This window comes from Sphingopyxis bauzanensis, assembly GCF_002205675.1.
In the GTDB taxonomy this organism is placed as follows: domain Bacteria; phylum Pseudomonadota; class Alphaproteobacteria; order Sphingomonadales; family Sphingomonadaceae; genus Sphingopyxis; species Sphingopyxis bauzanensis.
The window spans coordinates 42135-64354 of the sequence record NZ_NISK01000003.1; the positions used below are offsets into that span (position 1 = coordinate 42135).

Here is a 22220-nt window from a genome sequence, read left to right on the forward strand (position 1 = left end):
GCGCATGGCTGGCGAGCCGCCGGCGCCCCGACCGGGAGTGATAGATGTCCAAGGACAAGACCCGCGCGCTGGTGGCGCGGTTCATCGACCATCTCGAGGCGCAACGCTTCGAGGAGGCGTATCGGCTGCTCAATCCGGACGGACGCTTTGTCATGACAGGGCAGACGCCGGCGTCCGGTACCTATGACGGGCTGGACGATATCTTCACGCGCCTGGCGCCCAAATTGTCGGGCTTCACCGAGTTGCCGAAGATCAAGGTGTCTGACATCGTGATCGACGGCGACAAGGCGTTTCTGCGCGCCACCGGAGTCGGCGCGGGAGCCTATGGCCGCTACGAACAGCCCTATTACGGTTATTTCCTGCGGGTCGAGGGCGACGGGTTTTCGGAGATCGTCGAATATCTCGATACAGTCCAGCTCGAGGTCGCGCTCTACGGCAAGGCGCTCGTCGCAGCGGAGAGCTCCGAGGATATTTTAAAGGGGGCTGGCCGTCGCTCTGCGCGCGGACGCGAGGCGGGCCAAGGCCGGGAAAGGACCTAGTCATGTCGGAAACGACCGAAAAGACGCGTGCACTCGTTGATCGGTTTATCGAGCATAACGAGGCGGGACGCTTCGAAGATTGCTACCGAATGCTCAACGTCGACGGGAATTACACGCTGATCGGAAAGACCGAGGCCTCCGGCGTCTATTACGGTCCTGACGATATCCTCACCCGTCTGGCGCCGCTCCTGTCGAATTTCACCGAACGTCCGCGAATGCGGGTGTCGCACATACTCGTCGACGGTGATCAGGCATTTGTGCGGGCATCGGGCAAAGGTGCGGGTATCCACGGCCCTTATGAGCAGCCTTATTACGGCTTCTATTTTCGTGCGGCGAACGAGGGGTTTTCGGAACTGGTCGAATTTCTGGATCCGACCGAGCTGGAAATATCCTTGTTCGGCAAGAAGTTGGTAGGCGCATAAATCAAAGCAGAACGGCGATATAGGCTTGCTGCCATCAAAATATGAAAAAAATGAAACGTTTCATTGACAACTATTCGGGGCGCTGCTAGGTTCAATTGCACTGAAGATGAGCACCGACTGTCGAGAGTTCGCGTAGGATAAGCCTTCGCGGAACCTGCTTGATCGTGGCCAAAAAAGTATACTCTGGAGGAGGGGATATATGACGAAGACCTATTTCAAGGCTGTCGTTCTGGCGACTACGGCCATGTGCGCTGTGCAGGCCCATGCTCAGGTAGGTGCCGCGCTGCCGGCAACGGAAGTCATCGAAGACGCGCCAAGCGCTAGCGACATAATCGTTACGGCGCGAAAGCGCGAAGAAAATCTGAGGGATGTGCCAGTGGCGATCACAGCGATCAGCGGTGATACGCTCGTAGCACAAAATATCACGCAGATGATCGACCTCTCAAAGACGGTGCCGAACTTCACCTACAGTTACGGCGCGGCCAACACCTACGCTTATATCCGCGGTTTCGGATCGGGCAGCAGCGCTGGCTTTGAACAGTCGGTCGGAAAATTCGTCGACAACGTTTCCTACGGCCGCGATCAGGAGGCTCGTATCCCGATCTTCGATATCGAGCGGGTCGAAGTTCTGAAGGGTCCGCAGGTTCTGACCTTCGGCAACAGCGCCACTGCCGGCGTGATCAACATCACGACCAAGAAGCCAGGCAACGAATTCCAGGCCGATGGGTCGATCGGTTACGAGTTTGAAGGGCAGGAACTGCAAGCGCAAATGGGCGTCACCGTCCCGCTGATGGACGGCGTCAGCTTCCGTCTTGCCGGTCTTTTCCAGGATCTTGGCAAGGGCCGATATTTTAATCCGCTGAAGGGCAAGCACGAGCCTCAGAGCCGTAACTACGCTCTTCGTCCAACTTTGCGTTTTACGCCGAGCGACGATCTCGAGATCATCCTCAAAGCAGAGGTCGATCGGGTGAAGGATATCGGCGGCACACTGGTCCCCGTCAGCCAGCCTCTGGTCGCAGCGCGGCCACCTTATCCGGTCGTCGGCGACGACGATACGCGATCTATCGATTACAATCGCGCGCCCTTCTTCTCGGATGAGCTCCAGCAGTTGGACGCGGAGCTTTATCAGGCAGACATCAACTACGACATGCTGGGCGGGACGTTGACGTCCACGACCGCGTGGCGCAATTCGGACTCTTTGGTCCAATGGGGTCTCGACGGCGTCAATCACACTACGACGTATTTTAACCCGCAATGGACTCATTTCCGCCAATTCAGCCAGGAACTTCGCTTTGGCGGCAGTTTTGGCAATCTCGACGCCACGATTGGTGCCTATTATCAGCGCGATACGCTCGCGATTGACGTCGCTCAGGAATTCACGCTCGCCGGCCTCGGCTTCTCGGGAGCTGCGGCGACGCCGTTTGCGCGCGTCTTCACCTATGACCAGAAGAACCGGGTCTGGTCGGGCTTCATTGATCTCACCTATCATGTGACCGATCGGTTAAGCCTGTCTGCGGGCGTTCGCTATTCTAACCAGAAGAAGTCGGCGGGGCAGGCTGCTTTTGCGGCCGACATTATTCCGAACACGACCTTCGATACGCAGCGTTCGCGTTTGCTCGCCACGCGCAATCCCGCGCTCGATGCGGTCTATGCGGCGGTGCTCGGCGGCGTTCAGCATAATTTTCCACTCGGCACACTCCGCCTGTCGGAGGATCATTGGCAGCCCCAGGTCATCGCGCAATACGAGCTGGCACAAAACAACAAGGCTTATGTGAAATATGTGAAGGGCACCAAGGTCGGTGGCTTTGACTATGCCTTCACCGGGGCGAACCCCGCGCTGGCGGGGTTCCGGCCGGAATCAGCCTGGATGGTCGAGGCGGGCTTCAAGGGTCTGCTGCTCGACAACAAGCTCGATTATTCGATCGCGATCTTCAGTGAGACATTCAGCGATCTGCAACAATCAGCGGTATCGGGACTGACCTTTCTCGTGACTAACGTCGGCAAGGCGCGGTCGCGGGGTGTCGAAATAGATCTGAACTTTCGTCCCGACGACAATTGGACGGTCGGTTTTAACGGCGGGTATCTGGATGCCAAGTATATCGATTTCCCCGGCGGACCCTGTAACTCGATACAGAACTCGCTGCCCGTCGGCGCGGTCATTCCCGGCATGCGTTCCTGTGGGGTTCCCGGTGGAACGCTTCGCTCGCAGGATTTTTCGGGAATCCCGACGCAATATGCTTCGAAATGGACGGGTTCGGCCTATGTCGACTACGTTACCCCAGTGGGGTCGGGCGATCATCAAATTGGGATCGGCGTGTCACTATACGCGCGCAGCAAATATGACTCCAGCCTCTACAACGATCAGTATATGGTGCAGAAGGGCTATGCGCAGCTCGGCGCTCACATAGATTTTGGTGCCACCGACGGCCGCTGGAACCTGTCGTTGTTCGGGCGTAACCTCACTGACAAGCGGCTGCTTGAATATGGATCGGTCGTCCCGGGTAGCGGGACCTCGACCACCGGTTCTTATTCGCGCGGTCGTCAAGTTGGTCTAAAACTCAGCTTCAGTATGTGATAATATAAGCCGGCGGCGGTCTCCCGTCAGCCGGCTTTTTCCGTCGTCTGGACGGCCGAGAGGAAGCAGGATGGTGGGGTCGCCTATAGGCAATCCGAAGATTGCAACGAGCGCATCATCTCGCCCGGGTGTTGAGGCGGACCCTACGGCGGTCGACAGCCCCTATGCCTGGTATGTGCTTGTCGTCCTAATGGGCGTGTATACCCTCAGCTGGATGGATCGCACGATCCTCTCGATACTCGCCGAGGATTTGAAAGCCCACTTTTCGCTCAGCGATGCTGAACTCGGGTTTCTGCATGGCACGGCCTTCGGGGTTTTTTATGCACTGTTTGGCTATCCGCTTGGGCGGCTTGCAGACCGCTGGAACCGCGTCCGTCTGCTGTCGATCTGCATTGGCCTCTGGTCGGTGATGACGGTGTTTTGCGGGCTGGCAGCGAATGTGGGCCAGTTGATCGCCGCACGGATCGGTGTGGGGGTGGGGGAAGCGGCGGCCAACCCGTCGGCCTATTCGCTAATATCCGACTGGTTCTCGCGCGGCAAGCGCGGAACTGCGCTCGGCCTTTACAGTACTGGTTTCTATCTGGGACAGGGGCTGGCCTTCACGATCGGGGGACTGGTCATCTATTACTGGTTCTCCACCTACGGCGACGTCGGCCCGTTCGGCTTGCAAGGATGGCAGGCCGCCTTCCTCATCGTCGGCCTGCCGGGCCTCGCCATGGCGCTGCTCGTTTCGATGCTCCGCGAGCCGAAGCGCGGGCTCTCAGACGGTACATATCCTCCGGAAGAGGACAAAATCTGGCTACGCTTTTTCGACGATGTTGCGAGCGTCATTCCGCCATTCACGCTGTATCAGGCCGCACGCTGCGGGAGCCGTCCCCTAGTGCTCAATGTCACGGCGGCGGCAGTCTTTGCGATGGGCGCATCGGCGCTGATCGGCGCGACCGGCGACACGTTGCAATGGATCGCGCTCGGGATCGGGTTCTATGCGGCGTTTTCTTCGGCGCAGATGCTAAGGAATCGCGACCCCGCAACTTTTGCGCTGACCTGGAAGACGCCTGCCTTCCTTTATACAATGGTCGGCTTCGGTTTCGCATCGATGCTGACGCTAAACATGGGCTTCTGGACCGCGCCGCTGGCTCTGCGTTCGCTCCCCGTCGACAAAGCGACCGTAGGCACGGTGCTAGGCGTCACTGCGGCGGTATGTGGGATGAGCGGCGTGTTTCTCGGTGGGCGCCTATCGGACATCATGCTGCGCCGCCATCCGGCGGGCCGTATCTATGTCGGTCTTGCCTCGGCGGTGATCCCGGTCCCCTTTGTAATCGGCATGTGCCTGACACAGAATCCTTGGATCTTTTTTCTACTAAATATCCCTGTCGTTTTTGTCGGCATCATGTGGATGGCGGCGGGAGCTGCCACCATCCAGGAATTGGTCATGCCGCGCATGCGCGGTACCGCGTCGGTAACCTATTTCCTGGTCAGCACCTTACTGGGCTCGGCGCTCGGACCGTTCCTGGTCGGGAAGATCTCTTCGGCAACGGGTAGTCTCGCAACCGGAATTATGGCCGGATTACTCGCGGTTCCGGTGGCGTGCGTGGTGCTATGGATAGCCGGCCGGCACGTTCAGTCGGCGGAGGCAACAAAAGTGGACCGAGCCCGGGCAGCTGGTGACGTAAACTAGAAGTCCGGACGCAGCTGGATGGGATTTGGCAAAGGGTTTGGCCTTGATCGAATTGGCGAGTGAATATCTTCGCATGGCGGCGCGCGATTTCCCCGACGGGATCGCGATCGTGCAGGGGCGCCGCGAAATGTCTTGGAAGGAGTTCGACGGTGCGGCCGACACCCTTGCGCGGCGTCTGCTTGCCGCCGGACTGGCACAGGGTCAGACCGTCATGATCGTCGGCGAAAACTCGCCCGAATATCTGATTATCTGCTTCGGCGTATGGCGCGCCGGTGGCGTGATGGCAGTCGTGCACGCGACCTTTGGTCCCGCCGAGCTCGACTATGCGCTATCGAACGCTGAGCCACACTTCCTGTTCGTCGAGAATTCCTATCGTACAAACGCGGTTGCAGCCGTCGCGCGGTCAGACATTCCGACCCGGATCTTCGAGCTGGCAGGCGGCGTTGAACCGCTCGGCGGTGTGGCACCCTTTCTGGGCGAGCTTCCCGTCGTAGATCCAGCTGCGCTCGGAATCATCGGCTACACATCGGGGACCACGGGCGTGCCGAAGCCGGTGGCGCATTCGCATGGGACGATCGCGCATGGCACCAACGCATGCGCAACGATCTGGCGCGTCGATGCGGACGACACGGTACTTGTTTCGATGCCGCTCTCATGGCTGGCGGGCCTGATCATCCTCTCGATCACCGCCACGACGCGCGGCGCCAAAATTCATCTGCTGCGCCGCTTTTCCGCCGACGAAGCGCTCGATGCGATGATCGATCATGGCGTCACCTTCATTTTCGCGGCGACATCGATGTATGCAAAGATCGTCAATGCGTGGCGCCAGCGCGCGGCGCCGCGCCGCTTTCGCTTGCGCTGCTGTATCTCCGGCGGCGAGGCGCGCAACGAAGCCGTCTTCAAGGACTGGCGCGAGATTACAGGCGCCCCGGTGCTCGATTCCTACGGTGCGAGCGAATGCTGGCCGTTCGTCACCCACGATCCCGGGATGACCATCCTTCCGCCGCCTGGCTCAGCCGGAAAACTGGTCGAGGGCGCGAAGATTCGGCTTCTGGATGGCGACGGCAATGAGGTGTCCGAGGGCGAAGTCGGCGAAGCACAGGGCGTCGCACCATGCATGATGCTGAGCTATTGGAAAGAACCCGAACTGACCGCCAACGCGATCACGCCTGACGGCTGGTACCGAACCGGCGATTACGCGCGCGTCGACGAGCAAGGCTTTGTCTATGTTCTCGGGCGAACAGGCGACCTGATCGTCGTCGGCGGGGAAAATGTTTATCCTGCCGAAATCGAACAGGTTTTGAGTGAGCTGGACGAGGTAGCGCAAGCGGCAGTCGTGGGTCTTCCCGATGATTCCGCTGGCCAATCGGTGGCCGCCGCGGTGGTCCTTATGCCCGGCGCTGCGGTCGATGAAGACGCCTTGAGGGCACATTGCGCGGCTCGCTTGGCGCACCACAAAGTACCGGCGCTGATCGGTATCGTGCGCGAGCTTCCGCATAACGCATCCGGCAAAGTCGTACGGCGCGAACTCGCGCCCCTACTCCTTCGCCTTCGCGAATTCGAAAAAACCTAGGCAGTCCAGTCACCTGCCATCGCCAGCAGGAATAGGGCTTTACAAATTCAAGCCGCCTTGCCAATAAAATGAAACGTTTCATTAATGGTTCGTAGCGGCGATATAGAAACCAAATGGCCGTCCACGGAAAGTGACGCCATGAAAGTGGGAGGGAAAAATAAATGCACATTGAGGACCATGTCGGCCGCGAAGGGCCCATCCTGCTGTCTCCGCGCGCTCGCGGGCTTTGCTCGATGGCGAACCGGACGTCGGCCATTGCGTTGGCGATTGCGTTTTTGCCGGGAACAGCGTTGGCGCAGGATGGGGCGCCCGCCGACGGTCAGAGCGGCACTTCGGACGGGCAACTCGAAGAGATCATCGTGACGGCCCAGCATCGCAGCCAGCGGCTGCAGGACGTCCCGGTCGCGGTGACCTCGCTTTCGGCGGCGTCGCTCGACCAACAGGGTGTCACGAGCACGTCCGACCTGTCACAGGCCGTTCCCGGCCTTGTGTTTACCAGCCAGCTCAGCGCAGCGAATGCCTATATCCGCGGCGTCGGCTCGCAGCTTTTCGGCCCGGTCTCGGAATCGCCGGTCGCCGTCTATGTCGATGACGTCTATATCGCCAATCCGCAGGGCAGCGTCTTCTCACTGGCAGGCACGAAGCAGATCGACGTTCTCAACGGCCCGCAGGGCACTCTCTTCGGCCGCAACGCAACCGGCGGCGTCATCCAGATCCAGACGCTCGACCCGACGCGCGACCTGAAGGTCGATCTTTCGGCCACCTACGGCAACTACGACTTCGTCGGCCTTTCGGGATATGTGAGCGGCGGGTTGAGCGACAATGTGTCGACCTCGCTCGCTGTTCTCTATGAGGATCAGGGGAAGGGCTATGGGCGGAACTTATTCAACGGCGACGATGTCAACCAGCAGGCGCGGAACAACATCTCGCTCCGCAACAGATGGATGATCGAATTGCCGACAAATACCGTCATCCGCCTGTCGGCCGACTATGCGCGGCTGGGCAACAACAACGCTTATCAGCGCCCGCAAGGTTCGGTTTCCCCGCTCCCGGGCGCGGCGCCGCCGATCGGCTATCCGGGCGAGTATAATACGAACATCGGTGCCCCCGACTTCACGCGCCTGCAGACTGGCGGCGTATCAATGAAGGTGGATCAGGACATCGGGTCGCTGGTGCTGACCAGCATCACCGCTTACCGAAAACTCAGAAATCGCAATTCACTCGATCAGGATCAGACCTCGGTAGCGGCACTCGACCTGACGTGGGAAACCAAATTCCATAGTTTCTCCCAGGAAGTGCGCCTGCAGAACAGCGCGAACGGGCCGTTCAACTGGATCTTGGGCGGCTATTATTACAATGCCGTCGGCGCATTCGTCGATCTGAAAGCGAATGGCGGCACGCTCATCGATTACGACCAGCAAAGGAGTGAATCGCTGGCCGCCTTCGGTCAGGCAACGCTCGAAATCTTCCCCAACGCAAATGTGACGGGCGGGATACGCTACACGACCGACAAGCAGACCTTCGGCTTTCCCACTTTTGCTCTCAGTGCCAGCCAGAAATCGAACAAGGTCACTTATCGCGTTGCGCTCGATTACAAGTTCACGCCGGACGTCATGGGCTATGTGTCCTACAATACCGGATTCAAGAGCGGTGGTTTCAACCTTCTCGCGCCGGGCAATGCTTTCCGGCCCGAAGAACTTGATGCATTTGAGGCAGGCTTGAAGACCGAGTTGTTCGACCGAACGGTTCGACTGAATTTCGGCGGCTTCCTCTATCGCTACCGCGACCAGCAGGTTTCGATCCCCAGCATCGGCGGGGACATCATCGTCAATGCGGCCGGCGCGAGGATCAAGGGGTTCGAGGCCAGCATCGATATCGTCCCAAGCGACCGGCTCAAGATCAGCGGCGGCCTGTCGCTGATGGAGGGGCATTATACCAACTATCCCGGATTCCAGTCGTACGACACGAACGGAAACCCAGTCGGTCCGGCGCGAAATCTGAAGGGCAACGACACGGTTCAGACGCCGGACTTCGTCGGCAATATTTCGGCGCTCTACACGATCCCGACGGAGGTCGGCGAATTTGCCGCGTCGGTGGGTGTCCAGCACAACAGCGGCTTTGCTGCGGCGCCAGACAACCGGCTCCAGCAGCCCTCCTACACGCTGGTGAATTCGAGCCTCTCCTGGCAGTCGAAAGACGAGACGTTCAGGGTGAAGATGTGGGCGCGCAACCTGTTCGATGACACATATTATATCCTTCAATCGCCAAACGGCGTGCCGATCGGGGATACCCAAATCCAGGCGCCGCCGCGGACGTTTGGCATCACGCTGTCGTTTCACCACTGATCGGCGGCGTCGGGCTCGGAAAAAGGGGGGAGGGCGCCACCGTGCGATCGCGCGGCGGCGCCCTCTAAGGCAGGAACGACGGCAAAAGCGATGCACTCAACCTTGACCTTGACCGCCGGAATTTCCATGGCGGGCCTTGCACGCTCCGCCTCTGGCCTCGCGGAACTGGCCGTCCTGCCAATGTTCGTTTTGCTCTCCCTAGCGGGGTGCGGGCCATCGCAGGCCAATTATGCCGATGCCGACTGGACAAGTCATAATGGCGGCCATGGCGAGAGCGCATATTCCGGGTTGGACGAGATCGCTGCCGTCAACGCCGGGCGGATCGGCCTCGCCTGGTCGCTTGACCTCGATGGTGAGCAGACGCTGGAAGCGACACCGCTGGCGGTCGAAGGAATTCTCTATTTCACCGGCGGAACCTCGAAAGTCTATGCAGTCAACGGTCCCTCGGGAAAGCTGCTGTGGACATATGATCCCGAAATCCACAAACACAGGCCCGACCATCAGAGGCTTATCTTTCCAGTCAACCGTGGCGCGGCCTGGTGGGCCGGCAAAGTCTATGCCGGGACGATCGATGGCCGGCTGATAGCGCTCGATGGAAAGACGGGACGGCTCATCTGGAGCGTCGACACCGTGATGCAGGGCTCGCGCCAGACGATCACCGGCGCGCCGCGGGCATTCGGTGGGAAGATCGTCATCGGTAATGGCGGCGCCGACCGAAACGCACGTGGATACGTGACCGCTTATGATGCGGATTCCGGCCGACAGCTTTGGCGATTCCACACGGTTCCCGGCGATCCGGCGGAGGACGGTGACGATACGGCGATGAGAATGGCCGCGAAGACATGGAGCGCCGGTCATTGGAGGTCGAGCGGTGGGGGCGGGACCGTCTGGGACAGCATGACGTACGATCCGCTGCTGAACCGCCTCTATATAGGTGTCGGCAATGGCGGTCCTTATAACCCTGCAACTCGCAGTCCGGGGAACGGCGACAATCTTTTCCTGGCCTCGATCGTCGCACTCGACGCTGATAGCGGCAAATATGTCTGGCACTATCAGGTCAATCCGCGCGAGGCGTGGGATTATAAGGCGACCACGAATATGGTCGCTGCGACGTTGACGATCGGCGGCAAATCCCGCGACGTCTTGATGCAGGCACCGACCAACGGCTTTTTCTACGTCCTCGACCGGCAGACCGGGAAACTGCTGTCGGCCGAAAAGCTGGGCAAGGTTACCTGGGCGTCGCACATCGACTTGAAGACTGGCCGGCCGGTAGAACTGCCCGGTATCCGGTATGACAAGGGCCCCGCCGACATCTGGCCCAGCCCTTATGGTGCGCATAATTGGCAGACGATGTCATACAGTCCGCAAACGGGCCTCGTCTATATTCCCTATATGCAGCTTGGCGCACGCTATTCGGCGCAACCCGCCGTTGGTGCCGATGGGAAGATTCTGCCACTTGGGGGCGTCAGCATCAGCCCGCTCATTCGCGATCGCGAAGATGGTAGGGGCGCGCTCGTCGCTTGGGACCCCCAAGAGCAAAAGATCCGCTGGAAGGTACAGCATGCGTCGCTGTGGAATGGCGGCACGATGGCTACGGCGGGCGGGCTGGTGTTTCAGGGCGACGCCGACGGCAATTTCGCCGCTTTCGATGCACGCGACGGGCGGCGGCTTTGGAACTTCAGGGCCGGGTTGGGCATCGTCGCGGCGCCTGTGACGTTTGAGGCGAGCGGCCGCCAATATGTTTCTGTGCTGGTTGGCTATGGGGGTGCGACCACCTTGTGGCCTGACATCGTCAATCGCGGCTGGAAATATGGACTGCAACCGCGGCGGCTTCTCACCTTCGCGCTTGACGGTAAGGCGAAGTTGCCGCGGACGCCACCGCCCGACCGGACTGTCCGCGCGCTCGACGACCCGAAGCTGAAAATCGATCCGATCCTGGCAGCCGAAGGCACGGCGCTTTACGGCAACGAATGCGTCACTTGCCACGGCGGCGGCCTTCGGTCCGCCGGCGCACCTGGTCCAGACCTGCGCGAATCGGGCATTGCGCTCGACGTCGGGGCGCTGACCACGCTGCTGCGAGGCGGGGCACTTGCGGCCAACGGCATGCCACGCTTTACCGAGCTCACCGATCGCCAGATCCTGGGGCTCTACATGTATATTCGCGCCGGCGCCCGCACGGCTGGCGATCCCGTGCTCAACGAAGGAAGGAAAATGTAATGACTAGCAGTGCCCAGCCGTGGCCCGCAGGGGTCGAGGCGCTCAACAAGCTGTCGAGCCCGGTCCGGCAGATCGGTGTGATCGTTCGCGATATCGACGCGGCGATGCGTCACTGGAGCGAGCTGACCGGAATCGGGCCGTTCGTCGTGTTCCGAAACGTCGCGCTCGAGGACGATTATCGTTACTGTGGCCAGCTGGCGGAGCCACCGGTCGTCGATCTTGCGCTTGGCTATTCAGGCGGATTGCAGTTCGAACTGATTCAGCAGCTCAACGATGCCCCGAGCGGATATCGCGATTACCTTGCAGCGGGGCTGGAGGGATTGCAGCATCTCTCACCGCAATTCGCTTCGGCAGAGGAATATGACGATGCCTACGCGCATCTGATCCGGAACGGCCTGTCTCTGGTCCACGAGGGCCGGATGAAGGGGACGCCATTCCGCTTCGCGTATTTCTCGACCCCCAGGGGCGGATTCCCGCAGTTCGAAATCAGCGAAGTGCTTAACCCGGCCCTGAAGCCTGCCTTCGACCACATCGAGGCGCTGAACGCCGCCTGGGACGGCACGACGCCCGCGGTCATCGAAATCCACGACATGGCGGAGATGGGCCGAATCCTCGGCCTCGAAGAATAAGGTCGGACAATCCAGACCGCTCAGAGAAGGCAGTAAATCATGGGCAGACTCAGTGGAAAGACGGCGGTCGTCACGGGAGGAAGCGCCGGCATCGGGTTGGCGACCGCCAAGCTCTTTGCGGCCGAAGGCGCGCTTGTGTTCATCACCGGACGGCGTTCGGAGCAGCTCGACGCGGCGGTGGCGGAAATCGGCGGGGCGGTCACTGCTGTCCAGGCGGATTCTGCTCGAAACTCTGATCTCAAGATCCTGTTTTCGCAGATAAAGGAAAAGGCGGGCAAGCTCGACATACTGGTCGTGAACGCGGGCGGCGGCGAACTCGTCCCCTTCGCGCATGTGACTGAGGGGCAGTTCAATTATACGTTCGACCGGAATGTGAAGGGGGTCTTCTTTACAGTGCAGACCGCGCTGCCTGTGCTTGTGGATGGCGCGTCAGTCATCCTCATCGGCTCGACCGCCGGGAGCATGGGCGCCCAATCATTCAGCACCTATGGCGCCAGCAAGGCGGCGGTGCGCAATTTTGCGCGCAACTGGATCCTCGACCTCAAGGAGCGCCGGATCCGCGTCAATACGTTGAGCCCGGGCCCCATCCGCACCGACGCGCTGCTGGGGCTCGCGGGCACCGACCCCGATGATCAACAGGCGTTGCTCGACAACATGGCGAGCCTTGTTCCGCTTGGGCGGGTTGGCGAGCCGGAGGAAGTTGCGAAGGCTGCGCTGTTCCTGGCGTCGGATGATTCCAGCTATGTCAACGGCTCCGAATTGTTCGTCGACGGCGGCCGAGCGCAAATCTGATGTTAAAATGAAACGTTTCATTGACACCTACGTCCGGACGCTATATCGTCATGTCCGAAGGCTCCGGCGCGACGATTGCCGTAAGGGGCCATGAGAGGAGATGCTTGATGTCCGAGGAAAAAACGCGCGAACTGGTCGATTTCTTCATCGAAAATGTCCGGGCTCAAACCTACGAAAATGTCTATGGCCGGCTCAATCCGGATGGCCGCTTCATCATGATAGGCAAGACGCCGGCATCGGGTATCTTTTTCAACCGCGAGGATGTGTTCAATCGCCTTGCGCCGCTGCTCGCCAACTACAAGACGCGCCCGACGATTGAGTTTTCCAACGTTCTCGTGGACGGCGATCAGGCGTTCCTCCGCGCGGCGGGCAAGGGCGAAGGCATTTTCGGCGTCTATGAACAGCCATATTACGGCTATTTTTTTCGCGTCGAGGGCGACGGCTATGCCGAGATCATCGAATATCTCGACACCGTTCAGCTCGAAGTGGCGCTCTTCGGCACCGAGATGACACGCCGCCCCGAATATGAATGAGCTCTCCCGGATCGCGCCGCGCGCTTGCGCGCGTCCGGTTCCCTGACGGAATGCAACGCCATGAAATTCATATCGTACCGCATCGACGCTGGGGTGGGTATCGCCCTCGAAACGGCGGGGGAGTACCGCGGCTTGACGGCGGGTGGGGCGCATTTCCCTGGCACGCTCGGCGACCTTTTGCGCGCAGGTGAGGCCGAACTGCGAACCGCGGCGGCAATCTTGGGGCGCTATGGCGCGCGGGTCGATCCGTGGGAGGTCGAGCTTCTGCCGCCCGTCGATCCGGGCAAGATCATTTGCATCGGGCTCAACTACGCTGACCATGCCGCCGAGGCGGGGCTGCAAGTGCCCGACACGCCGACCGTCTTTTCCCGCTTCGCATCGTCGATTGTCGGGGCCGAAGCACCGATTGTCTTGCCGAAGGTGTCGAGTGATCTGGACTTCGAAGGCGAACTGGCGGTCGTCATCGGCAAACGGGGTCGGCATATCGACGTCGGCAGCGCGCTCGATCACGTCGCCGGCTACAGTTGTTTCAACGATGGCAGCATTCGTGATTATCAGCTGCGTACACCGCAATGGATGATCGGCAAGAATTTCGACCGTTCGGGTTCGTTGGGCCCGGCGTTGGTGACTGCCGACGCGTTGCCCATGGGCGCGTCGGGTCTCGCGATCCGGACGCGTCTCAACGGCGATCTGGTGCAATCGTCGTCGACCCGCGAGCTGATCTTCGACGTCGCGACACTGGTATCGCTGCTGAGCGAGGCCTTCGAGCTCAGCCCCGGGGATGTGATCGCCACCGGAACTCCGGCCGGCGTCGGCCTCGCGCGGACACCGCCGCTGTGGATGAAGGCAGGAGATGTCTGTGAGGTAGAAATCGAGGGTATCGGCACGCTACGCAACGTCGTCCAACCCGAACCCCAATGAATCTGTTCATGAAATTGTTCAAAACTTGTATGAAACGTTTCATTGACAAGCCGAAATGATCGGCTCAATAATGGTTACAACGGTTTGGAGAGGTTTGGGGCGAAATCGGTGGAGCCGCGAAAGCGCGGCGGGTGCCGGACGCGCCGCTCATGCCACCTCCAGAGCGATCGGTCTTACGGGATGGCAACAGGAATTCCTCAAATGAACCAATCTCTGCATTTCAGCGCGCTGGGGTCCCCTAGATTCCGCTGCGCGAGATCTCGACGCGATCGGCTCGCTGTATTCGTCATGGAGCGAGCATGACGACTGGTGGCAAGCCTTTGGCGAACGTGACAGTCGTCGAACTAGGCCACAGCGTGGCAGCGCCCTACGCGGGGCTGATTCTCGCAGACCTTGGCGCGCGTGTTGTGAAGGTCGAAAATCCAAATGGCGGCGATTACGCCCGCGGCTGGGGACCCCCTTTCTGGGGCGATACGTCGAGCTCGTTCCATTCGCTTAATCGAGGCAAGGAAGGCGTTGCGGTCGATTTTACCGATCAGGACGACGTAGCGCAGCTCACGTCTTTCATTCTCGCTGAGGCTGACGTCGTGATCCAGAACCTTCGCCCGGGAATATTGGAACGGTTCGACCTGACCTATGAGCGGCTGCGCGGGGAAAAGCCGTCGCTCATCTGGTGCGATATCGGCGCCTTCGGTGCAACGGGCCCACTGAGCAACAAGCCGGGCTATGACCCGCTTGTGCAGGCTAGTACCGGCATCATGAGCGTCACGGGCGAGGGTGGTGACCGTCCGCCGGTGCGCGTCGGCGTATCGCTCGTCGATATGGGGTCGGGCATGTGGACCGTCATCGGCATGCTTGCAGCGCTGATCCAGCGGCGAGAGTCGGGCAATGGTCAGCGGGTCTCGACCTCGCTCTATGAAACTGGGCTTGCCTGGATGACTGTCCCGCTCGCGGGCTTCGCCGCTTCGGACGAAGTGCGCCAGCCCTTCGGCTCGGGTACGGCCGAGATCGTCCCCTATGAGGCGTTCGAGACCTCAGGCAATTGGATCATGATCGCCGCAGGCAACGACAATCTGTTCCGCAAATTGATGGCGGCGCTCGACCTGCCGTCGGAAGCGGAGAATCCTGACTACGCGACCAACGCCGGACGCGTGGTCAATCGTGGCCGCCTCGTTCCGGTGATTGCCCAGGCGGTCAGGCGTTATTCGGCGGATGAACTCGGCGCCTTGCTCGACGCGGCGGGGGTTCCCAACGCGCCGCTGCTGACCGTCGATCAGGTTGCGGCGCATCCCCAGACGCTTGCGCTCGGCATGCTCGCCAAATGCGATGGCGACAGCCTCGACATGGCGGGCATCCCGATCAGCTTCGACGGGGTGCGTCCGCGCGGAACCGCGCCCGCACCGTCACTGGGCCAGCATGACGCGATCCTGTCAGTAGGCCAGGAGATCTAGGGACATGCGATATGCGACAATAACGTTCGAGGAGCATGATGACGGGCTGACGGTGGTCACGCTGAATCGTCCCGAGGCAGCAAATGCGACGAACACGGTGATGGGCCGCGAGCTTCTGGAAATATTCGAGAAATTCTCGCTCGCGCCGGGCGCCGCGCGCTGCATCGTCCTGACCGGGCGCGGCGAAAAGGCCTTTTGCGCCGGCGGTGATCTCAAGGAACGCAAGGGGATGAGCGACGCGCAGTGGCAGGCGCAGCACCTCGTGTTCGAACGGCTGATCCGTGCGATACTGAGCTGCCCCGTGCCGATCATCGCCGCGGTGAACGGCGCGGCCTATGCTGGCGGCTGCGAGATCGCGGCTGCGGCCGATTTCATCTATGCCGCCAGCCATGCACGCTTCGCGCTGACCGAAGTGACTCTGGGCCTGATCCCCGGCGCCGGCGGCACCCAGAACCTCACGCGCGCGATTGGCGAGCGCCGTGCGAAGGAAGTCATCCTCACCGGCCTGCCATTCTCCGCCGAAGAGGCGCACGCTTGGGGGTTCGTGAACCGCATTTGTGAACCGGCCGTGCTTCTCGACGCGGCGATGGAAAGCGGGCGGCGCATCGCGGGCAATGCGCCGGTCGCGGTGCGCCAGGCGAAGCAGGCCGTCGGGCGCGGCGCTCAGATGTCGATCTGGGACGGTCTGGCGTTCGAGATCGAGGCCTATAACCGTTGCGTTCCGACCGAGGATCGTCGTGAAGGCGTGCTAGCCTTCAACGAAAAGCGCCGCCCGGTGTTTCGAGGCCTGTGAAATGATCGAGACTGTCCAGCTGCGAGAGGTCGGACCCCGCGACGGGCTTCAGATGACGAAGACGATTCTGTCCACCGAACAGAAGCTCGAATGGTGCCGTCGCGAGGTCGCCGCCGGCATCGTCGACATCGAAGTCACCTCTTTCGTGTCGCCGAAGATCGCGCCGCAATTCGCCGACGCTGCCGAAGTAGCGCGGCAAGCGCTGGCTATCGAGGGCTGTCGGCCGGCGGCGCTCGTACCCAATTTGAAAGGCGCGCAACTCGCAATCGATGCGGGGATCAAGTCGATTTATTTCGTGATTTCGGCGAGCGACGCGCACAACCGGGCGAATGTGCGCCGCACCACAGAGGAATCACTCGAGGAATTCCGGCGCATCATCGAATATCGTGATGCGCACTCGGGCGAGCGGGCGTGGATCGGATCAGGCGTCGCAACCGCCTTCGGCTGCACGATACAGGGCGAGGTGCCCGAGAAGCGCGTGATCGAGATTGCTGCAGCGCTCGCCGCGGCGGGTGCCGACGGCATCAACGTCGCCGATACGGTGGGCTATGGCGACCCTCGCCAAGTGCGCCGGCTCGTCAAGGCGGTGATGGACGAAGTCGCGCCGCTCCCAGTGGCTTGCCATTTTCACGACACGCGTGGGCTTGGGCTCGCCAATATTCTTGCCGCAGTCGACATCGGAGTGCGTTCGTTTGATGCGTCGCTGGCTGGCATCGGCGGCTGTCCGTTCGCACCGTCGGCATCCGGCAACGTCGATACCGAAGGAGCCGCGTATCTTCTGGAACGGCTTGGCCTCAGGACCGGGATCGATATGTCGGCGCTGATGGCGCTACGCCAGGATATTGAACGATGGCTGCCGGGGGAGCAATTCGCGCGAGGAATTGGCTTGGCGGGCCTGCCCAAAAGATAGGCGAGGGGGGAGAACGCTGCGATCCGTCACGGTCTGTGATAGGATGCGGCATGGAAGAGAAAGCAAGGTAATGGATACGATAGACGCCCTTCATAAATCGCCCGCGAAGCTAGCCGTACCGATGGACGCGCTGGCGTTCAGCTTCGACCGGAAGGTCGGCGACATGACCATTACACCGCTGACCGACGGATATCTCGACCCAGACTTCAAATTTCTGCGCGATATTCCGGACGAAAATGTCCAGCTGTTGCTGAAACTCGGGCATCGCGACGGCCCACCGCGTGCGTCGGTGAATGCTTATGCGGTTCGCGCCGGCGAACGGATTTTTCTGATCGACACCGGCTCGGGCAACACTATGGGGCCGACGTGCGGTCGCCTGTTCGAAAGCCTAGAAGCCGCCGGTATCGCTCCCGCCGATGTCGAAGCGATCATGCTGACGCATGTGCACCCCGACCACAGCAACGGCCTCATCGATCTTGCTACCAACACGAGACTTTTTCCGAATGCCGAGATTCTGCTCCACGAAAAAGAACTGGCGCACTGGTTCGACGATGACGAAATGGCCGCTGCCGACGAGCGCGCCCAACATCGCTATTTTGAGATGGGGCGCCGGCAGCTGACGCCGTATGTCGAAGCGGGCAGGGTTCGCACCTTCAATGAAGGGGAAATACTTCCGGGGATCCTCGCTGTGCCGTGCCACGGCCACACGCCAGGCCATACGGCCTATCAAATCGGGACCGGTCCCGGCGCAATCCTCGTGTGGGGTGACACGGTACATGTACAGGAAGTTCAGCTTCCCTTTCCCGATGTCACGGTAATCTTCGACTGGAATCCGGTCGATGCCGCGACGTCGCGGCGGCGCATCATCGAAAAGGTCGTGGCGGAAGGTCTGACGGTTGCCGGAGCGCATTTGCATTTCCCCGGCTTTGGCAATATTGCCCGTAATGGTCCGGGTTATGCGCTGGTACAGCAGCCGGAGCTTCTGAAAATGTGAGACGGTTTGTTCCAGCAAAACGGGGGGCGATAGCATAGTGCCGAAGAGGGAATCCAGGCCGACGATCCGGGACGTTGCCACGTTGGCTGATGTTTCTCTCGGTACGGTATCGCGGGTCCTGAACAACAACGCGACCGTCAAGCCCGCCGTCCGCGAAAAGGTCCGCAAAGCGATCGAACAGATCGGTTATGCACCCGACGCCATCGCGCAAAGCATGCGCTTCGGGTCCACGCACACGATCGGGTGTATCCTTCGTGACATGACGATCCCGCTGCTAACGGATTTCGTTCGCGCGACGCACGACACCTTCGCCAGCGCCGGCTTCTCGCTGCTATTATCCAATACCGAAGGCCGTGAAGAGCGCGAACGCGCGCTTCTGGTCAATCTGGCGAGCCGCCGGGTCGATGGCGTCATCATCGGTCCCTATTCGCCGATCGCTGGCGAGTTCCGGGAGTTCCTGTCCGAACTGAAGGTGCCCGTGGTTTTGCTCGACCGCAACGAGGCAGCGTGGCTCGACGCGGTCATGATCGACCATCGAGACGGCATGTACCGTGCCGTAAAGCGCCTACTAGACATGGGGCACCGGCGAATCGCGCTGATCACAGGTGGCCAGCGGCTCTATCCCGCCCGCGAACGCCTGCGCGGCTTTCGAGAAGCTTATGACGAACTTGGCCTAACGCCCGACGAGGACCTGATCAGCGCGGAAAGCTTCTTATCCGACGCCGCGTTCGATCTGGTGTCGAAACTGGTGCAGCGGTCCGATCCGCCGACGGCCATCGTCGCGGGCGGTATGGACATGCTGTCGGGCGTTCTGCGCGCCATTCGTGCCAGCAACCTCGAAATTCCACGCGACATTTCGGTTATCGGGGCGGGCAATTCGGAACTGGCGGAACTTTATTCCCCCCCCATTGCGATGATCGACTGGGACTATGCCAATGTCGGCCGCATCGCAGCGAACCTGTTACTCGATCGTATTCGGGGTAATGACGTCACGGAGGCGCGGCACGTGATCGTCCCGACGACCTTTATCGAAAGAGCTTCGATCGGGCCGCCGCCAGAAGGAGGCTAGATCGAGCCATAGCCTCCGTCGACTGGCAGGATCGCGCCGGTGCAGAAGCTCGCGGCGTCGCTGGCGAGAAACAGCACCGCGGATGCAACTTCCTCGGGCTGGCCCAGGCGTCCCATCGGGGTCATGTCCATCCAGACGCGGTACCATTCGGCGAATTCGCCGCTCGCCTTTTCCGGGTCAATCATCGCCGACGCGACATAGCTAGGCGCGACAGCATTGACGCGGACGCCATGCGGGGCGAGCGCGACCGCGAGCGACTTGGTCATCATGTGTACCGCACCCTTGCTCGTGGCATAGGCTACCGGGTTCTGCGGCCGCGTTGCGACGATACCGGCGAGCGAGCCGATGTTGACGATCGAACCCGATCCCTTTTTTTTCATTCGATTGCCGAAGGCTTTCGTGCAGTAGAATACGGCGTCGCTGTTGACTTCCATCGTCCGCTTCCAGTCGGCCGCGGAGGTTTCAAGTGGATCGGCAACAATAACAATACCGGCATTGTTGACCAGAACGTCGATCACACCGACGGAATTCGTGACGTCTTCCGCGAGTGCTTCGACCGTGCTGGCGTCCGACAAGTCGGCTTGGCGATGATGCGCGGCATAACCGGAGCTGCGCAGCGCGGTGGCCGATTCTTCCGCCGCCGTGCCGTCAATGTCTACGATGACGATCTCCGCCCCCGCTTCGGCCAGCGCGCGCGCGATTTCTGCGCCAATACCTCGGCCGCCGCCGGTGACCAGTGCCTTGCGGCCGCGCAGGCTGAATTTTTCAAGATACATCGAAGACCTCTCGCCTTTGGCTGTGCCATTCGGCCCGCCGGCATATGCCGGGAAGACCTACGCCACTATGCATTGTGAACGCGGTCGGGACTACCATCGCTTCCGTGATATTGCAATGAAACGTTTCATCTTTATAAGTGCGAGTGGGTTGGCCGGAATAATGAACCGGCCCGGGGCTCGGTAACCGGCGCATGAGGCGCCGGCTCGCGACCCGGAAAAATGAGGATGACCAATGCCTGACGCGTCCATATCGTTCAAACCGAGCTCGCCGTTCCATTCGGGTCTGCGACCGAGCGTGGCCAATTATGTGGCGCTGTCGCCGCTCAGCTTCCTGCCTAAGGCGGCGACCGTTCACCCGCACCGCACCGCGCTCGTACATGGCGAGAAACGGCAAAGCTGGGACGAGACTTATCGGCGCTGTCGGCGCTTCGCCTCTGCGCTGCGGGCGAGGGGGATCGAGCGCGGCGATACGGTGGCCATTATCGCGCCCAATATTCCCGCTATGTATGAAGCGCATTTCGGGGTTCCGATGGCGGGCGCGGTGCTCAATACGCTCAACACCCGGCTCGACGCGGAAGCGATCGCCTTCCAGCTCGATCATGGCGAGGCGCGCGTCCTGCTCGTCGACAGCGAGTTTGGCGCGACGATCGCCCGCGCGCTTGAGCTGGTGCAGGACAAGCCGTTCGTCATCGATATCGATGACGCGGTCTTCGAAGGCGCGGGAACGCGCACGGGCGAAATCGAATATGAAGATTTTCTGCAGGAGGGCGACCCGGATGCGGACTGGTTGCTTCCGGGAAACGAGTGGGACCCGATTTCGCTGAGCTATACATCGGGAACGACTGGTGACCCTAAGGGGGTGGTGACCAATCACCGCGGTGCCTATCTGAACTCGCTGTCACAGATCGTGACGTGGAGCATGCCACCGCACCCAGTCTATCTGTGGACACTGCCTATGTTCCATTGCAACGGGTGGTGCTTCCCTTGGGCCATCGCGGCCAGCGCGGGCGTAAATATCTGCCTGCGCAAGGTTGATCCGCCTCAGGTGCTTGACCTGATCGCGGAGCATCGGGTGACGCATATGTGTGGCGCGCCGATCGTCTATTCAATGTTGATTGATGCGGCGGATCGAGCCGGACGGAGCCTCTCTGAACGTGTCAAAGGACTCGTGGCAGGCGCCGCGCCGCCGACGGCGATGATCGAAGGGGCCGAGCGTACCGGCTTCGACATATCGCACGTCTATGGGCTCACCGAAGTCTACGGCCCGGCATCGATCTGCGTGAAGCAGCCGGAATGGGAAGCGTTGTCGCTCGAAGCGCGGGCTCGGCTCAATGCGCGACAGGGCGTCGCGAGCATGTTGCAGGACGCTATGCTCGTGCTCGATCCTGAAACGCTTAAGCCCGTCCCTGCCGATGGCGAGACAGTGGGCGAGATCATGTTCCGCGGCAACATCACGATGAGTGGTTATCTGAAGAATCAGACCGCGACCGACGCGGCCTTCGCGGGCGGTTGGTTCCATACCGGCGACCTCGCCGTGACCGAGACTGACGGTTACGTTCGCATCACTGACCGATCGAAGGACGTGATTATTTCGGGCGGCGAAAATATCTCGTCGGTCGAGATTGAAGAGGTGCTCCATCGCCACCCCGCCATCAGCTTAGCGGCGGTTGTGGCAAAGCCGGATAAGCGATGGGGCGAGGTGCCTTGCGCATTCATCGAGTTGCGCGAGGGTATGAAAACGGACACGGCTGCGTTGACGTCGTTCTGCCGCGAACATCTTGCGGGATATAAGGTGCCCAAACATTTTGTATTCGGGCCGATCCCGAAAACGGCGACGGGAAAGGTCCAAAAGTTCATGTTGCGCGACGCTGCAGTAGCCCAAGGATGATATTTTGCGCCTCGGGGTTAATCTTGAGGTCAAGCGCTCTTGACCCGCCCGCCGGTCAATCGCGCTGCTTAGTATTGGTCGCTGAAGCGCCCCGGGTTTCCCGGAGGCTCCTACT

Annotated in this window: 18 protein-coding genes; 17 read left to right on the plus strand and 1 reads right to left on the minus strand. The window is 60.8% G+C overall.

From position 1 onward, the window contains the following. Window positions 1–44 precede the first annotated feature (44 nt). The 16 genes from CDQ92_RS11505 (at window position 45) to CDQ92_RS11580 (ending at window position 19441) form a co-directional block, all read left to right on the plus strand. Entirely contained in the window at window positions 45–539 is a 495-nt protein-coding gene (locus tag CDQ92_RS11505; protein ID WP_088441579.1) for a nuclear transport factor 2 family protein, read from the plus strand. Window positions 540–541: 2 nt separating this feature from the next. Continuing rightward, window positions 542–961: a nuclear transport factor 2 family protein gene (locus tag CDQ92_RS11510; RefSeq protein ID WP_088441580.1), complete on the plus strand. Its 420-nt coding sequence runs from the start codon at window positions 542–544 to the stop codon at window positions 959–961. A 199-nt stretch (window positions 962–1160) separates the two neighbouring features. After that, a complete protein-coding gene (locus CDQ92_RS11515) occupies window positions 1161–3536 on the plus strand; it encodes a TonB-dependent receptor (RefSeq protein WP_088441581.1) in 2376 nt (791 codons plus the stop codon). A 190-nt stretch (window positions 3537–3726) separates the two neighbouring features. After that, window positions 3727–5214 (plus strand): spinster family MFS transporter, encoded by a 1488-nt coding sequence (locus CDQ92_RS11520; protein WP_229667418.1) that lies wholly within the window; start codon window positions 3727–3729, stop codon window positions 5212–5214. Between the two features lie 43 nt (window positions 5215–5257). After that, window positions 5258–6787: a class I adenylate-forming enzyme family protein gene (locus tag CDQ92_RS11525; RefSeq protein WP_144035761.1), complete on the plus strand. Its 1530-nt coding sequence runs from the start codon at window positions 5258–5260 to the stop codon at window positions 6785–6787. A 161-nt stretch (window positions 6788–6948) separates the two neighbouring features. After that, on the plus strand, window positions 6949–9132 hold the full coding sequence (locus tag CDQ92_RS11530; RefSeq protein WP_088441584.1) for a TonB-dependent receptor: 2184 nt from the start codon (window positions 6949–6951) through the stop codon (window positions 9130–9132). Window positions 9133–9258: 126 nt separating this feature from the next. Then, complete coding sequence (locus tag CDQ92_RS11535; protein WP_158213834.1) at window positions 9259–11349, plus strand: PQQ-dependent dehydrogenase, methanol/ethanol family; 2091 nt, start codon at window positions 9259–9261, stop codon at window positions 11347–11349. Then, window positions 11349–11978, plus strand: coding sequence for a VOC family protein (locus CDQ92_RS11540; RefSeq protein WP_088441586.1), 630 nt, complete (start codon window positions 11349–11351; stop codon window positions 11976–11978). Before CDQ92_RS11535 ends, CDQ92_RS11540 begins: the two co-directional genes overlap by 1 nt. 39 nt (window positions 11979–12017) lie before the next feature. Further along, window positions 12018–12770 (plus strand): SDR family oxidoreductase, encoded by a 753-nt coding sequence (locus tag CDQ92_RS11545; RefSeq protein ID WP_201792057.1) that lies wholly within the window; start codon window positions 12018–12020, stop codon window positions 12768–12770. A gap of 107 nt (window positions 12771–12877) precedes the next feature. Continuing rightward, complete coding sequence (locus tag CDQ92_RS11550) at window positions 12878–13303, plus strand: hypothetical protein (RefSeq protein WP_088441588.1); 426 nt, start codon at window positions 12878–12880, stop codon at window positions 13301–13303. A gap of 60 nt (window positions 13304–13363) precedes the next feature. Next, window positions 13364–14224, plus strand: coding sequence for a fumarylacetoacetate hydrolase family protein (locus CDQ92_RS11555; RefSeq protein ID WP_088441589.1), 861 nt, complete (start codon window positions 13364–13366; stop codon window positions 14222–14224). Window positions 14225–14523: 299 nt separating this feature from the next. Then, the gene (locus tag CDQ92_RS11560; protein WP_088441590.1) at window positions 14524–15675 is read left to right on the plus strand and encodes a CaiB/BaiF CoA transferase family protein; all 1152 of its coding nucleotides are present in this window, start codon (window positions 14524–14526) and stop codon (window positions 15673–15675) included. Between the two features lie 4 nt (window positions 15676–15679). Further along, window positions 15680–16468, plus strand: coding sequence for an enoyl-CoA hydratase-related protein (locus tag CDQ92_RS11565; RefSeq protein ID WP_088441591.1), 789 nt, complete (start codon window positions 15680–15682; stop codon window positions 16466–16468). Window positions 16469–16520: 52 nt separating this feature from the next. Beyond that, window positions 16521–17378 (plus strand): hydroxymethylglutaryl-CoA lyase, encoded by an 858-nt coding sequence (locus tag CDQ92_RS11570; RefSeq protein ID WP_229667420.1) that lies wholly within the window; start codon window positions 16521–16523, stop codon window positions 17376–17378. Further along, window positions 17311–18372 carry an MBL fold metallo-hydrolase gene (locus CDQ92_RS11575; protein ID WP_201792058.1) on the plus strand — a complete coding sequence of 354 codons (1062 nt, stop codon included), beginning with the start codon at window positions 17311–17313 and terminating at the stop codon, window positions 18370–18372. Before CDQ92_RS11570 ends, CDQ92_RS11575 begins: the two co-directional genes overlap by 68 nt. A gap of 37 nt (window positions 18373–18409) precedes the next feature. Beyond that, entirely contained in the window at window positions 18410–19441 is a 1032-nt protein-coding gene (locus CDQ92_RS11580) for a LacI family DNA-binding transcriptional regulator (RefSeq protein WP_268239161.1), read from the plus strand. On the opposite strand, the gene CDQ92_RS11585 is transcribed toward CDQ92_RS11580, so the two are convergent. Next, window positions 19438–20217 (minus strand): SDR family NAD(P)-dependent oxidoreductase, encoded by a 780-nt coding sequence (locus CDQ92_RS11585; protein ID WP_088441595.1) that lies wholly within the window; start codon window positions 20215–20217, stop codon window positions 19438–19440. The genes CDQ92_RS11580 and CDQ92_RS11585 overlap by 4 nt on opposite strands. 232 nt (window positions 20218–20449) lie before the next feature. Between CDQ92_RS11585 and CDQ92_RS11590 the strand changes: the two genes are divergently transcribed. Then, window positions 20450–22105: an acyl-CoA synthetase gene (locus CDQ92_RS11590; RefSeq protein WP_088441596.1), complete on the plus strand. Its 1656-nt coding sequence runs from the start codon at window positions 20450–20452 to the stop codon at window positions 22103–22105. The last annotated feature ends 115 nt before the right edge of the window (window positions 22106–22220 follow it).

Bases quoted from the DNA above. Each gene is read 5' to 3' on its own strand.
- CDQ92_RS11520 (WP_229667418.1), top strand. From the start codon at position 3,727: ATGGGCGTGTATACCCTCAGCTGGATGGATCGCACGATCCTCTCGATA.
- CDQ92_RS11535 (WP_158213834.1), top strand. From the start codon at position 9,259: ATGGCGGGCCTTGCACGCTCCGCCTCTGGCCTCGCGGAACTGGCCGTC.
- CDQ92_RS11585 (WP_088441595.1), bottom strand. From the start codon at position 20,217: ATGTATCTTGAAAAATTCAGCCTGCGCGGCCGCAAGGCACTGGTCACC.
- CDQ92_RS11565 (WP_088441591.1), top strand. From the start codon at position 15,680: ATGCGATATGCGACAATAACGTTCGAGGAGCATGATGACGGGCTGACG.
- CDQ92_RS11555 (WP_088441589.1), top strand. From the start codon at position 13,364: ATGAAATTCATATCGTACCGCATCGACGCTGGGGTGGGTATCGCCCTC.
- CDQ92_RS11590 (WP_088441596.1), top strand. From the start codon at position 20,450: ATGCCTGACGCGTCCATATCGTTCAAACCGAGCTCGCCGTTCCATTCG.
- CDQ92_RS11540 (WP_088441586.1), top strand. From the start codon at position 11,349: ATGACTAGCAGTGCCCAGCCGTGGCCCGCAGGGGTCGAGGCGCTCAAC.
- CDQ92_RS11530 (WP_088441584.1), top strand. From the start codon at position 6,949: ATGCACATTGAGGACCATGTCGGCCGCGAAGGGCCCATCCTGCTGTCT.
- CDQ92_RS11510 (WP_088441580.1), top strand. From the start codon at position 542: ATGTCGGAAACGACCGAAAAGACGCGTGCACTCGTTGATCGGTTTATC.
- CDQ92_RS11515 (WP_088441581.1), top strand. From the start codon at position 1,161: ATGACGAAGACCTATTTCAAGGCTGTCGTTCTGGCGACTACGGCCATG.
- CDQ92_RS11505 (WP_088441579.1), top strand. From the start codon at position 45: ATGTCCAAGGACAAGACCCGCGCGCTGGTGGCGCGGTTCATCGACCAT.
- CDQ92_RS11550 (WP_088441588.1), top strand. From the start codon at position 12,878: ATGTCCGAGGAAAAAACGCGCGAACTGGTCGATTTCTTCATCGAAAAT.
- CDQ92_RS11545 (WP_201792057.1), top strand. From the start codon at position 12,018: ATGGGCAGACTCAGTGGAAAGACGGCGGTCGTCACGGGAGGAAGCGCC.
- CDQ92_RS11560 (WP_088441590.1), top strand. From the start codon at position 14,524: ATGACGACTGGTGGCAAGCCTTTGGCGAACGTGACAGTCGTCGAACTA.
- CDQ92_RS11570 (WP_229667420.1), top strand. From the start codon at position 16,521: ATGACGAAGACGATTCTGTCCACCGAACAGAAGCTCGAATGGTGCCGT.